Annotated in this window: 12 protein-coding genes; 1 reads left to right on the top strand and 11 read right to left on the bottom strand. The window is 34.5% G+C overall.

Translation table 11 applies throughout. From position 1 onward, the window contains the following. The first annotated feature begins 675 nt into the window (after positions 1-675). Positions 676-975 carry a transposase gene (locus NSQ74_RS14255; RefSeq protein ID WP_340826467.1) on the top strand — a complete coding sequence of 100 codons (300 nt, stop codon included), beginning with the start codon at positions 676-678 and terminating at the stop codon, positions 973-975. Positions 976-1060: 85 nt separating this feature from the next. Here the strand turns inward: NSQ74_RS14255 and NSQ74_RS14250 are convergent, their stop codons facing one another. The 11 genes from NSQ74_RS14250 to NSQ74_RS14200 form a co-directional block, all read right to left on the bottom strand. Beyond that, on the bottom strand, positions 1061-1261 hold the full coding sequence (locus NSQ74_RS14250) for a cold-shock protein (RefSeq protein WP_024360941.1): 201 nt from the start codon (positions 1259-1261) through the stop codon (positions 1061-1063). A gap of 326 nt (positions 1262-1587) precedes the next feature. Continuing rightward, a complete protein-coding gene (locus NSQ74_RS14245; RefSeq protein WP_340824157.1) occupies positions 1588-2142 on the bottom strand; it encodes a DNA-3-methyladenine glycosylase I in 555 nt (184 codons plus the stop codon). Positions 2143-2172: 30 nt separating this feature from the next. Continuing rightward, the gene (locus NSQ74_RS14240) at positions 2173-2769 is read right to left on the bottom strand and encodes a class I SAM-dependent methyltransferase (RefSeq protein WP_340824155.1); all 597 of its coding nucleotides are present in this window, start codon (positions 2767-2769) and stop codon (positions 2173-2175) included. Positions 2770-3242: 473 nt separating this feature from the next. Beyond that, a complete protein-coding gene (locus NSQ74_RS14235; RefSeq protein ID WP_340824153.1) occupies positions 3243-3434 on the bottom strand; it encodes a hypothetical protein in 192 nt (63 codons plus the stop codon). Positions 3435-3967: 533 nt separating this feature from the next. Then, positions 3968-5542, bottom strand: coding sequence for a right-handed parallel beta-helix repeat-containing protein (locus tag NSQ74_RS14230; RefSeq protein ID WP_340824152.1), 1575 nt, complete (start codon positions 5540-5542; stop codon positions 3968-3970). Positions 5543-5811: 269 nt separating this feature from the next. Continuing rightward, positions 5812-6720: a hypothetical protein gene (locus tag NSQ74_RS14225; RefSeq protein ID WP_340824151.1), complete on the bottom strand. Its 909-nt coding sequence runs from the start codon at positions 6718-6720 to the stop codon at positions 5812-5814. A 77-nt stretch (positions 6721-6797) separates the two neighbouring features. Continuing rightward, positions 6798-8480 carry a methyl-accepting chemotaxis protein gene (locus tag NSQ74_RS14220; RefSeq protein WP_340824150.1) on the bottom strand — a complete coding sequence of 561 codons (1683 nt, stop codon included), beginning with the start codon at positions 8478-8480 and terminating at the stop codon, positions 6798-6800. A 371-nt stretch (positions 8481-8851) separates the two neighbouring features. Beyond that, entirely contained in the window at positions 8852-10405 is a 1554-nt protein-coding gene (locus NSQ74_RS14215) for a YndJ family protein (protein WP_340824149.1), read from the bottom strand. Next, the gene (locus NSQ74_RS14210) at positions 10374-10985 is read right to left on the bottom strand and encodes a DUF4166 domain-containing protein (protein ID WP_340824148.1); all 612 of its coding nucleotides are present in this window, start codon (positions 10983-10985) and stop codon (positions 10374-10376) included. Before NSQ74_RS14210 ends, NSQ74_RS14215 begins: the two co-directional genes overlap by 32 nt. Next, on the bottom strand, positions 10982-11929 hold the full coding sequence (locus NSQ74_RS14205) for a DoxX-like family protein (protein ID WP_340824147.1): 948 nt from the start codon (positions 11927-11929) through the stop codon (positions 10982-10984). Before NSQ74_RS14205 ends, NSQ74_RS14210 begins: the two co-directional genes overlap by 4 nt. A gap of 370 nt (positions 11930-12299) precedes the next feature. Beyond that, on the bottom strand, positions 12300-12824 hold the full coding sequence (locus NSQ74_RS14200; RefSeq protein WP_340824146.1) for a tubby C-terminal domain-like protein: 525 nt from the start codon (positions 12822-12824) through the stop codon (positions 12300-12302). Positions 12825-12911: the final 87 nt, after the last annotated feature.

Below are 12911 nucleotides of genomic sequence, written 5' to 3'. Positions count from 1 at the left end.
TGCGTATATGGATAGTATCATCCCTTTTTCTAATACTGATGCTTGAAGTTTCACTAGGTTCAAAGCAACACTTAGTTATGTATGCCAAAACGGCAAAGTATATGATTAGCTACAATATGCATAGTCTGTCATTTATATTTGTTTAAACGTACCTTATCTTGTTAAAGCATAATAAATTACATATAACCAACTAAAACAACCGTGTATAATAGCCCAAATTATTGAATGATTGACACTCCATGAAATTGTAATGGCTAGAACTGAGCCAAACCCTATTCCACTTTTTACAACTGATTTATTCTCCATTTTATACACCTTCCTCTTCGTGTGTAAAAAACGATTAACTTTTATTTTCATTTCTCCCCTTAATTTTCATTTACTTTCTCATATCATCAGGTTGATTGCTCATGTTTACCATGTTGGTACATAAATCATTCTATGTTTTGTAAGGCATAGCCATCCTATATTCGCATATAAATTTCTAATTTTACTTATACGGGTGATACCCCTTATACGCCTCTCACTTAATCTTTATTACCCCATTATCAATTATTTAACACTTCTTATTACTTAAATGCTGTTTTCCATGTAATAGAATGGGTATGTTTAATACAGCGAATGTTTATGTCTAAATGTCTGTGGTCATAATTAGGTAAAGGAAGTGATTGATTGAAAATGTTATTGGTAGTATCAAGCATAATTGTTCCTTTCGTAATGCTATTACTACAAAAGAAAAGCAAAATCGTACGCCTTTTGTTTAACGTTCTAGCAGTTTTTGCTATGCTCGTATTTGGAGGCATTGCATCTACCTCCATCTACCAAATCATTGTGGATAATGCAGTATTTATGACAACAATCCATGCCATTTTTTTAAATCCATTATTTTTAGTATCGGGTGCTTACATTGGCGTCTTCATTATTTACAGGCTGATGCTTTTAACATGGCATGAAAATAACATTAACCATCTTACATGAACATTTCTCTGTATAGCGGATGTTTCTACAGCACAAAAAAAGAGGCACTCCCGAAGGATGCCTCTTTTGCAATTGCAATTATTAATTAAAGTTTAACGATGTTTTTAGCTTGTGGTCCGCGGTTACCGTCTTCCACTTCAAATTCAACTTTTTGACCTTCGTCAAGTGATTTGAAACCTTCACCTTGAATCGCTGAGAAGTGAGCGAATACGTCTGCTTCACCTTCAACTTCGATAAATCCAAAACCTTTTTCTGCGTTAAACCATTTAACTGTACCTTGTTTCATATACGAAACCTCCAAAAAAATAAATTAATAAACAATTTCTTCAAAAAAAATTCACCTATTATAAAAAGTACCGAAAAACACGATTACTTTTTGTAATAGGTGAATTCAATATTTTAAATCAAGAAATCTTTTTATTAATTTTATTATATACGAAAACATACCAATTGTCTAGCTGTATTTCGTTATTTTTTTAAAGCAGACGAGCAATACACCTTCATTTAAGTCACTTTGCAAGTTCCATACTTCAGCTTTAGAGTTGTTGTTGAAGGCGCTTTCTTCTAGGACGATGATACACGCTTTTTTCTTTTACTAACACTCTGCAATTATCATTGACGACAACCGCAATCAACAATATGATCATTGACCATACCTACTGCTTGCATAAATGAATAACAAATTGTACTTCCAACGAATTTAAAACCATCTTTTTTTAACTGTTTGCTCATTCGTTCACTTAGCTCTGTTGTCGCGGGTACTTCAGCTATAGTTGCCCAATTGTTGACAATAGGCTGATGATCGACAAAGGACCATATGTAATCAGAAAATGATTTATGTTGTTGTTGTATTTTCAAAAAAGCTTGCGCGTTCGTTACGACACTGGCTATTTTAAGTTTATTGCGAACGATACGCTGATCTTCTTTAAGCTCAGCTAACTTATCTTCTGTATATGTGACGATTATGGAGGCATCAAATTTGTCAAAAGCCTCACGGTAGCCCTCTCTTTTTTGTAAAATCGTCCACCAGCTAAGTCCAGCCTGTGCTCCTTCTAGACAAAGCATCTCAAATAAGTGTTGATCGTCATAAACTGGTACTCCCCATTCCTTGTCATGATAATCTACATATAAAGGCTCGTCTAACTTCACCCATTCACATCTTTTCATCTATTCAACCTCCATATTAATTTTTTACGGTTATTTGGTGCCTACTATATAGAGCCAGCCATTTTTTGTATGTTCTTGTATGTTCACCGATTGAAAACCTACACTGTCGAATAGCTGCCTTAGCTCTATATTGGTTTTATAGTCCTTCCTATGATAATTGATTTTGTATATTTCTGAAATGATAATAAACTGACCACCTTGTTTTAAAACCCTAAATACTTCTTTAACATCGTTTGCTAAATCTCCCCAAAAATAATGTGTTTGGCATGCTGTTATTTTATCAAAAAAAGCTTCTGGATATGGGATATTAGAAACACTTGCCTGTTTTACAGTTACTTTACCACTAGCTACATCTAACTGATTTACTTTCATAGTATTTCTTATCGCTTGTTCAGAAAAGTCGATTCCATAAATCTTTCCATTGCGATTGATTTTGGATAATGCTTGGATCGTTCTTCCACCACCACATCCAATATCTAAAACAACATCTCCATTTTGAATTGCACCACTCTGGATTAACCAATTATTTATTCCACTATGAGCTACATTCATAATATGTAGCATTACTGAGCCTATCAACCCTCTTGGACGCTTCGCCTGTTCAATAAGTCTTTGTAAAATAGTCAATCTAAGTAAGCTCCTTTACTACGAAAGTTTTCCAACGACTTGACTAGTATCATTTATTTGTGAATTTGCGTGTAAATTAAAAAGAAATTGTCTAAGAAATGATTCATTTTTAATATAAATGATAGGTGTCTCTACGTTAAATAAGGAAATTAATTCTATCTAACAATAGTACAATTTGATTCTTTGACATAGACATTTACGATTGTTATTGAAAATAATCGTTTTGCATACCGAGCAAGAGCAATGCGGTTTTCATTATCACCTCCATCCCATGTATGTTTTCCTTCTTATCTTTACGTTTATCCATCATTAAAGTTTCAATATTTTCCATTTCTGAAAAAAGAAAAAATCACAGTTTTATACCACTGTGATTTTTTTTACTTAATATATATATGAGTTCACTTAATATTGACAAATTGTTCTAGGGATTTGTCAGGACATTTTTTGCATTCCTTCGACAAAATCACACTGCATTAATTTAAGTATGTATTGTTTGAAGTATTTCGTTCGCGCTCATCTATTACTAGATGGATAATAAATGCTAGCTGTTGCTCAATTAACAGATTATTTTGATGAAATATATCAGCTATTGCACTTTTTTGGTTATCTGCCAATTCAACCTTCTTAAGCATCAACATAATTTCTTCTTTCGAAAGCCCAAACATCTTTTCTCACCCCATTTCATATTCCAAAAATAATTCACTATTCCAAAAACATTATCCAAAGTTCTAGTACAGAAGACAAGCATTATTATTAATGAACCATTTTTACTAATTATAGGATATAACACACGAATTAATCAATCTAAAAACTAAATTTTCTAATAACATATTCTTCTATTAATGCACTCATTATTATATTGTATATAATATTACAAATACTTTATTCTTCAATTCCAATAAATTAACAAGGTTTTCTAACATAATACTCCATTGAGCAATAACAATGGAACATTATTCACACTTTTAAAAGAAATTTTTTTATGTCGAAATCCAGTAATCTTTGTCAATATTTTGCATGAATTAAAAGTAATCTTCAAGTATTTACACTCGTACCGTCCAAATAATTAAAGTGTTTTCTTCTTTTGTATTTTTGAAAGCTATAATAATCTATATTGCTCTATATGAAGGACTATTTTTGGGTATTCACATAAAAAAAGTAATTTCAAAATTTCGAAACTACTTGTGTTACACTTTTTTCATTGTTCCCCCTTGCTAATGTTGGATGTACTATACTTCTCAACGAGCCGCTGTATGTTTTCAGTCGTTACGGGCTGTAAATTTGGACGTGTGATTTTTGAGGAGCTATCTTTCTGACATTTGCCGTCGTTAAATTGCCCTCGTATATATAGCTGACTTTGTTCCTGAACAATTGCTGCTGTTTTGACATGAGGTAAACTTATGTTGACGATTTCAAGAAGGGATTGATTGGTCATTGCTAAAAATGTTCGTTCGGTTTCATCGATTGCGCAATTTTGAATACGTCCCATTGACTTATCAGACCAAAAAATTGAATAAGGGCTTTGCTGACAGTGCAAAAATTGACTGTCTACCACTTCAACAATTGCATCAATACATGTAATACCATTACCTATAATGTGTTTAAAAGTACAATTATTCGCAAAAAGACGTGCATTATTTATATAAATATGATGGCTTTCAAAATTCTGTATGTGTGAATTTTTCAGTGTAATCTTCGCATGGTCATTGCCATAAATTCCTCCCGTCTGTCCAGAATGTATAATGCATTGATCGACTACAAGTCCACTTGCGTCTACAATCACATGAAATTGTGTATGGTGATGTATATCACATTCCGTCATTATGACATCAGCTTCGTTAAAAATAGTGACACCTGTTGTACTACCTTTTCTCACATGACATTTTCGAACCTCAGCTTTACTATTTTCAATAAACAACTGTGGCTTTACATGTTCAAATAACAGACAATCATAGATGATAGCTTTTGATTTTTCACCTATATAAAATCCGTTACTTTGACCATTTGCAATGATACTATCTGTCGCAACAATTTCACTTTCATGGACAACTACATTTGTTCCTATATGATGTTTTATCTCACAATGATCCATTGTTAATTTAGAACCACTAAATACTTGAATTCCTAGATCTTTTCCTCCATGAATTACTGTATTTATCATATTAATTGTGCATGAAGCTGCAACAATTTGTGTTTTTTCGTGCCCGTGAATTTCACAATCCTCTATCGACATTTTGACATTCCGTATGGCAAAGATTCCATTCGTCGCACCCTCTAACAACAAACATTTTGTCATTGAAATTTCACTATTTTGTACGATGATTTGTGCCTTGGCATGTTGTTGTATCGAAGACTCCGAAAGCATTACGCTAGACCCATTATCAATTCGCAGTCCAAATTGATTGGAAGGGCTTGCTATAATATCGACATTTTTCATCATTAGACTTCCAAAGTTAACTGTTACTTGCGTACTCACCATTTGTTGCTCAATTACGCAGTTTTCAAGCTGTAAATCACCTTTAATATAAATTCCCTGTCCCTGACTAAAACGAAGATTCCGCATTTCTACATGTGTTTGATAGCGAATAAATACGCCGCCTTTAATCGTGACATCGCCCTTACCATAAAGTGTTAACCTTTTTGAAACCTCAATACTTTCTTCGTAAATGCCATCCCTTATTTCTATAAAGTCACCTACTTTAGCATCCTCTAACGCCTGGTTAATACTTTGATAACGGTGCATTAAACTTTTTTTTACAACAAGCGTTGCCATCCACTTACCACCTATCTTTTACAATTTTCCTTAGCTCACTACCTTTAATCAATCCTTTACATCCTATTTATATACCCATTGAACTTCCTGTTATACAATTTTGTACAAATAATTTACAATTCACTTAGTAGTGCCTAATGGATGCCTATTAATTTCATAAGAAGTAGTTACTGAATTAACCGATATTTCTAATGCTTCAAAAGTAAATTTTAAAAAATAAAAACCAGCAATAATGCGATTAATTCGCTTATTACTGGTTTTTCACTCAATTATTTTTTTCGTTTAATGAAGAAAATTGCTATGATTACTGCAACTAATGCAATGATTGCAACAATCCATATCGTGCTTGAGCTTGTTGAAGTTGTGTCATTTCCTTCATTCTTTTTCAGTTCTTCACGTGGTGTTGCAGTTCCTTCATACTTGTCTTTTGTATCTTCGGTTGTTTGTTGTGTTGTCGAAGCAATTTGAATATATTGTAATGTCGGTGTGTTTGATGACTGTTCTTCTTCATGTCCATGATGGTGACCACCACTCGTCGTCAAAATAGATTTTTCTAAGTTTTGACCAATCCAGCTTTCAGGGTCAGTTGAATCAGCAAAAATACGAGGATGACCTGATAGCATATACGTTTTGCCTTCAATGATAACGCCCATGTTATCTCCTGTTACGACATCTTCAATTGTTCCAGTTGGGCCATAAGAAAAACCACCCATTTGAAGTAAAGTATGGCCACCCATATCCATATCTAAGTTTTCAGATAAAAAGGTAATATACTCCTCTTTTGTCAACGTTGCATCTGGTTTTTCAAATTCATATTTATTATGCAATAATGCTGTATTAATTTCTTTATATGTAATGTCTCCTTCTAACGAAGATACATATTCTTCATTTTTCGCTGCTTGGGCAAGTTCTTCCACCGTTGAACCTTCAAGACCGAAAAATGCTCCTATCCAGGCTGCAAAATCTTTACGGGATAAGTTTTCAGATGGGTTCAATGCCATGTCGACACCGTTATAACCAATAAGCCCCATACTTTGAAGGACCATGATTTCTTCTATATTCGCTGAAGTTGCAGAAACATCTGTATAAAGCATACTTTTATCCATCGTATGCGCAGAGGCTACTGCAGGCGCCATAAGAAGTGCACTCATTAATATTAATAGTATATATTTTCTCAATTTTACTCCACCTTCCATTACAATAGTATATCGTCTAATTGTGATGAAAGTATGAAATCAGATAGGTTTAATAATTTTTATAATTTAAATTTACCAACTAGGTCATTTAAATTTTCTGCCATTACCGCTAAATTACTTGAACTATTTTTAATTTCGTCCATAGAGCTTGCGGCTTGTTCTATCGTCGCAGAAGTTTCTTGAATACCTGCTGCTGATTGCTCTGAAACAGCAGCAATTTCATCAACTGATTTATTAATATCCATCGTACTTTGTACAACCTCTTCTAGCTTAGAAGACATTTGAACGATGCTAGATGACATGGAGTAAACAGCATTTGCAATATCACTAAATGTCTCATTTGTGGAAACGATTTGTGTAGTACCTTTTGCAACCTCTCCATAACCTTTTTCTAATGATGTTGTTACAGTCATTGAATCATCTTGAATTATTTTTATAATATTAGTGATTTCATTAATTGATGCAGATACTTGTTCAGCAAGTTTTCGAACTTCATCCGCTACGACGGCAAAGCCCTTACCATGCTCCCCAGCACGTGCCGCTTCAATTGCAGCGTTTAGTGCCAATAAATTAGTTTGCGCAGCTATTTCTTGAATAACTGCTATAATTTTAGAGATTTCCTGCGTTTGTTTATTTAACTCATCTACCTTTTCAACCGAATCCTTCACAATAAAGTCAATGGTCATCATTTGCTGTGTAGAAGCTTCCATAAGCTCTTTACCCTCTTCTGTTAACCTCATCACGGATTCAGAGAACTGATAGACATCTTTACTACTTTGATTGACATCTGTTACTTTCGTTGAAAAGTCCGTCATACTTGTCGCAACATCAGAAGCATTACTCGCTTGCACTTCTGTTCCACTCGCTATTTCTGCAACCGTATCAACGATTTGCTCTGTACCATCTTTGACCTCTGTAGCTGATTGCATTAGTTCTTCACTATGTGTAGCAACTTCATTTGATACCGATTGAATATGTTTTAACAAATCATTTAAGATTTGAGACATAGTGTTTGTTGCTTCTGTTAATTGCCCTATTTCATCCTTTGTTTTTACAATTAGTGGAGGCTCACTTAAAACACCTTCTGTAATGCGCTGCATGCGTTTAGTAATCAAAATAATTGGTTTAGAAATAAGACGAGCACTAATGAGCGCTGTAATAATTGCAATGACGACTATAAGTATTCCAACGATAATACTTGCAGTTTGCTTCCGTTCCCCAGAAGTAATTAGTGAATCTCCAACTGTATTAATGGATTGTTTACGTTGTTCTGCTAAGCCTTCATATCCTTCACGAATTTCCGTAGCTTTCGTATCCATTGCCGCTAAATTATGTACTGCTAATTCCACATTTCCTTGATCATATACATCAAATACTTCTTTTTGGACATAGCTACTCCATTCTTTCGCCATTTCCGAATACTTGTTAAATTCCGACGATTCCGAAATAGATAATCGTATTTTTTCATTTTTAAGTGCTCTCTCTACGTTTTCACTATAAATATTTTTATATTTTTCATTACCAGACAACACATATCCACGTGCTGCCGCAATCCGTAATCCAATAGTTGATGCTAACTCATAATCTGTAATTAATAATTGTAATTCCTCATTTACAATTTGTTCAGTTGCATTATTACTTTGCGATATTTCGTAAAAATTAAAACTAATATAAAAAACAATTACTGCTACTACAATACTAAATGCAAAAACGATTCTTTTGCCAATAGATTTAAAGTGCATTATTCAATCTCCCCTTTTTTAAAGTCATATTTTAATCCCCTTCACTTTGCTAATGAAATATAATATAAAACTTTTTTAAACCGAAAAAAATCTTTGCTTACAATCAAGAAATTTTAACTCTATTGCACAATATTAGTAATCTACCATTTTTCATTTGTTTTAGGATGATTTTAGAATTTTTCTTATATAAAATTGAATAAATTAGTAGTTTCTTTGTGTTTTTCAGCATCCTTTTTACAAATTATTTTCCCTATTGGATTATAAATGAGGGATAATACTAAGACTTTTCACCCGTTTTCGATGGTATTATAGCTACAAAATAAAATCTCCCATTTCGTTTTCAAAATGAAATGGGAGATTTATGGGTCGTCTTATTTTTGTTCGATCTGATAATCTATACGTAAAAAAGGCAGTCCAAAAATGCGCATCGTATGAACAGCAGATAATGTTGTCTCATTTTTAGCACTAATAGTAAAATGCTCATTTAAAGGCAGTCTAAATACATAGTGTTTCATTGCTAAATAGATGCCTGCATCCCCTCCTCGGGAGCTTGTTATATGTAATTCCCCATCTTTTTCATATACATATAAAATACCTATCATTGTTGAAAAAGGAAGAGGTAATGCAATATTCATATACGTTGTTTGAGCTGTCGTATGTTGTGAGTATATGGCCACAAAAGTTGTTTGCTCATCGATTTTTCGAATCCATGCACGTGGGGCATGTCGACCATCTTGTCGTTCATCTACTTTGACAATAACGCCATTCATCTCTACTTGCTTGCTTGTCAAAGGTAAATTAAGCTGCTGCATCCAACGGCTTATGCCTTGATAGATAAACGCTAGTGGTTTAAACCATGCCCGCCATTGTACGGAAGCATTTAGTCGATAACAGTTCGTTTGTTCATAAAAATGAGGAATGACTTGAGGAAGCTTACGCGTATCTACAAAATCTTGAAGTGCATCAACTAAACCTGCATGGGCATCTCCTGTTGTATGTAATTTTCCCCGTATACGACTTACTGGAAAAGTAAATGGTTGATGGGTAGATTTCGGGACTTCTAAGCCCCATGCGATTACGCCGACTAATCCAAACAGCAAGCAATTCACTAAGCCATGAAATGTTAGCATATCAGGTATACTGACAAGAATTATGCCAGTAAAATTACCAAATGCGTAAAGTAAGGACCATAATATTGTCAAACATAATGAACCATAAGAAATCCGCAACAAGAGTCCCTGTCTTCTAGGCAAACTTGTCTTCAACGAAAGTGTAAACAGCCAATAGATAGCACCTATGTAAAGCGCAACTGACACAATTTCAATGATTGTTGAAAACGTAATTCCGAGTGCAACAAGCAGTGGACCTGTCAATAAAATCAAAACGACGATATTGTATCCTTTACTTTTATGTATCCTTCCAAACAAACCAATAGAAATAGCTAATAAACATGCAGAATAATGAAAGTGGATTGCAGTTAACCACGTAATTAACGGCGAAAATCCTGTATCAATCTCTGCAATATAAGCAAAAAACCATAGTCCTCCAATAAATATATATATGAGCCCAATATCTATAGCGATTTCAGCGGTATTCGTAAAACCTCGCTGTAAAAATCGTATCAAACCCTGTAGTGCAATAAACGCTGTATAAAGAACGTACACAACAGCTAAGTAAATTGCTAACTCACTATCTGCTAACCAATGTAATAGTGTTACTGCAAGCATCATCGCAATTATAATTACATGACCTTTTTTATCGAAAGCTACAACCATTTTTAGCATAGCAGGGACTAATACAAGTTGAGCAAATGTAAGCAAAATCAAATAATCGGGTTGCTTACTAAACAGGTAGCAGATGATTATGAGTACCCAACCAATTAATAACACAGGACTAAAGAGATGTTTGCGTAAATTCGCCAGCATACATCATTAACCTCCCTAAAAGTGGATTATGGATATATACATGAATTGTAAAAACATTTCTGTTATCATCATAGCCTTCCTCGACGATTACATGCCCTTCTAACATTTTAGGAATTTTACATTCTAGTTTAGACATAACAAAACGCTGTGCGCCAGACCGTATTACTAATTTTCCCTCTTGTGTTACAGAAAACAATAAGTCGGAATAGAAAAGAGCTGGTGAGCCCAAATAATCCTTTACAACTTTTTTGACCGGATCTACCGTCATTCTTGCATCAAAATGCCTTGTTTTTTTAGTCATAAAAAAAGTTCGTTCCCATTTTACTTCTAGTTCTCCATTAGGTAATTGGCGACAAGTATTGCTTATTGTAAATGGGATATGCTTTCCGGATTCGGGAAATAAAAACTTAAACCTTGCAGCAACCATATAAAAAGGACGCATCCATTTTGCACCTGATTCTATGCTATGCATAACACCTTTTGCATAAAAAGTTTGATTTAATGGTAATGCATAGCGTTGTTGCAGTTTCGGATGAAGTTTTTTAAAATCCTCACCTAATAATGTTTGGTAAATAGTCATCCATTTTCCCCTCGCTTTCGTTTACAACTTTTCGCACTAGGTAAATCTTTACTAAGAATAAACCCAACAATGGAGAGTACCCATAATGCGCCATTAAAGGTCACTGGATTAAATGGCGCCATCGCAATATTTGTATTTACAAGTACTGCGCCGAGCGTTAATAATGGAAACAAAATAATTTGTAACCGAAAGAGCATCCGCTTCCCTCTCGGTAATAACCAGCAAAGCGCAAAAATCATTTCTGCAATACCAATACAAAAAACTAGAAAAGTCTCATTATTTAGATTGGCGTCACTTCTTGTTGTTGTGGCACCATTCAAAATGGAAAGTGATTCCTTTACCATCATTACTTCTTCAGGATGCTGAATCATCACTTTTGGTACAAGGCCATGGTACAGCCAAACAATGCAAAAGGATATACTAATAAGCATGGTTAAAAAGAAGCGAACATATTGGGTACTTGGTTTTTCTCCCTTCTCTAACCATCTTTTTAATACGTCAAAGCTGAGTGCTGTTGCCCACCCCATTAGTGGACGAAACGTAACATCTAATAGTTTACCAAGTTTCCCATATCGCACCTCATAATCATATTGCGTTAAAAATGTTACACCTTGCTCTTTAGGGATATACCTCCAGTATCCTTTTCCCTCTGCGATTGGCGATATTTTCTGGGGAGTCCCAAAATGCAAAGAGGAAATTTTCGTACCATCTTTTTTCATATGCTCCCCTTTGCTTTCTCCCCAACCACTTACTGTTAAACCAGGCATAACCTTCGTTTCATAGGTAAAGCGTTGTGGTTCATTTGGAAACTTTTTATCTTCATATGTAATTTTAGTAAAACGCAAATCCCACTGCTCATGGAGCTTCGGATTTTGAGTATATTTCCATGCATCTTCAATTGATGCTTGCATATCAATCTCAACGTAAATCGGCTTTTTCTTCATTCCACTCTCTCCTCAAGAAAATTTACCTAAAACTCTTGTTCTTTCACACATTTGTTTGTATTCAACGTTTCAATTTAGAACCTCGAAACTAGCGAATACAGTTTATACTATATTTAACATTATAACAGTGAATTTCCTATGATTAACCCACACATTCAATAAAAAAACAGCTCCCATAATGAGAGCTGTACACAATATAGATAAAAGGCATCAAGTTCACCTTTGATGCAGTAGGTGCCACGGGTAAGTGCCAGGCACTCAAACAATTATACTGACTGGAGCGGTTTTCGACATACATTACAGATTGTGTGCTAAGTTGGAAAGCATGCGCCAGTAGCGAAAATCAACGGCAGTTTTATCATTTAACATACTATGCACCGACAAATAACACAGCCTGTCCTATTGCAATAAAAAAAGCTTCGTGCTGAATCGGGCTAGTTTCTTCAATTTGAAGCGTAATGTCAAAATGTGTTTCTTGATAAACTGCCTGCCATCGTGCAATCGGCTGTTCATTCAATGTAAACAGTGACCAGTCCTCCATTTCCTTATTCAGCATTATTTTATGTTGACCATCTGTTATGATTAAATCAGGAATCATAATTTGCCAGCCATCATAAGCAATCATATAATCTTTGCCTGTTACAATATCCTTCCCTTTAAAATGAACACGCCCCCGTCGGGATATTTTTTTACATGTGAAAAGACGTTGCCCATCCACTGCGCTTACATCGAATTGTACAAAATACCGATAATCCATCATACGGTCAAAAGCCTTTTTCAGCCCATTGGAGTAAATCCGTTGTACATTTGAAGATATGTTCCCTTCCTCATTCACTATTTGAACTAACTCTGTCGATTCAATCGATGCGGGTTGCTTATATGTAAAAGTTCTCAATACGTTCGCTCCTTCAATCTCTGTTGCTTCTTTTAAGCTAACACAAAATAAGCGTCAAATACAATTTACCTGATGTATTTGACGCAC

Origin of the sequence: Lysinibacillus sp. FSL W8-0992, assembly GCF_038008685.1 — a bacterium.
Taxonomy (GTDB): Bacteria; Bacillota; Bacilli; order Bacillales_A; family Planococcaceae; genus Lysinibacillus.
The sequence above is the reverse complement of the archived record's forward strand: the minus strand, read 5'-3'. Positions and strand labels throughout refer to the sequence as shown.

Bases quoted from the DNA above. Each gene is read 5' to 3' on its own strand.
- NSQ74_RS14205 (WP_340824147.1), bottom strand. From the start codon at position 11,929: ATGAAGAAAAAGCCGATTTACGTTGAGATTGATATGCAAGCATCAATT.
- NSQ74_RS14250 (WP_024360941.1), bottom strand. From the start codon at position 1,261: ATGAAACAAGGTACAGTTAAATGGTTTAACGCAGAAAAAGGTTTTGGA.
- NSQ74_RS14210 (WP_340824148.1), bottom strand. From the start codon at position 10,985: ATGACTATTTACCAAACATTATTAGGTGAGGATTTTAAAAAACTTCAT.
- NSQ74_RS14220 (WP_340824150.1), bottom strand. From the start codon at position 8,480: ATGCACTTTAAATCTATTGGCAAAAGAATCGTTTTTGCATTTAGTATT.
- NSQ74_RS14255 (WP_340826467.1), top strand. From the start codon at position 676: ATGTTATTGGTAGTATCAAGCATAATTGTTCCTTTCGTAATGCTATTA.
- NSQ74_RS14215 (WP_340824149.1), bottom strand. From the start codon at position 10,405: ATGCTGGCGAATTTACGCAAACATCTCTTTAGTCCTGTGTTATTAATT.
- NSQ74_RS14230 (WP_340824152.1), bottom strand. From the start codon at position 5,542: ATGGCAACGCTTGTTGTAAAAAAAAGTTTAATGCACCGTTATCAAAGT.
- NSQ74_RS14245 (WP_340824157.1), bottom strand. From the start codon at position 2,142: ATGAAAAGATGTGAATGGGTGAAGTTAGACGAGCCTTTATATGTAGAT.
- NSQ74_RS14235 (WP_340824153.1), bottom strand. From the start codon at position 3,434: ATGTTTGGGCTTTCGAAAGAAGAAATTATGTTGATGCTTAAGAAGGTT.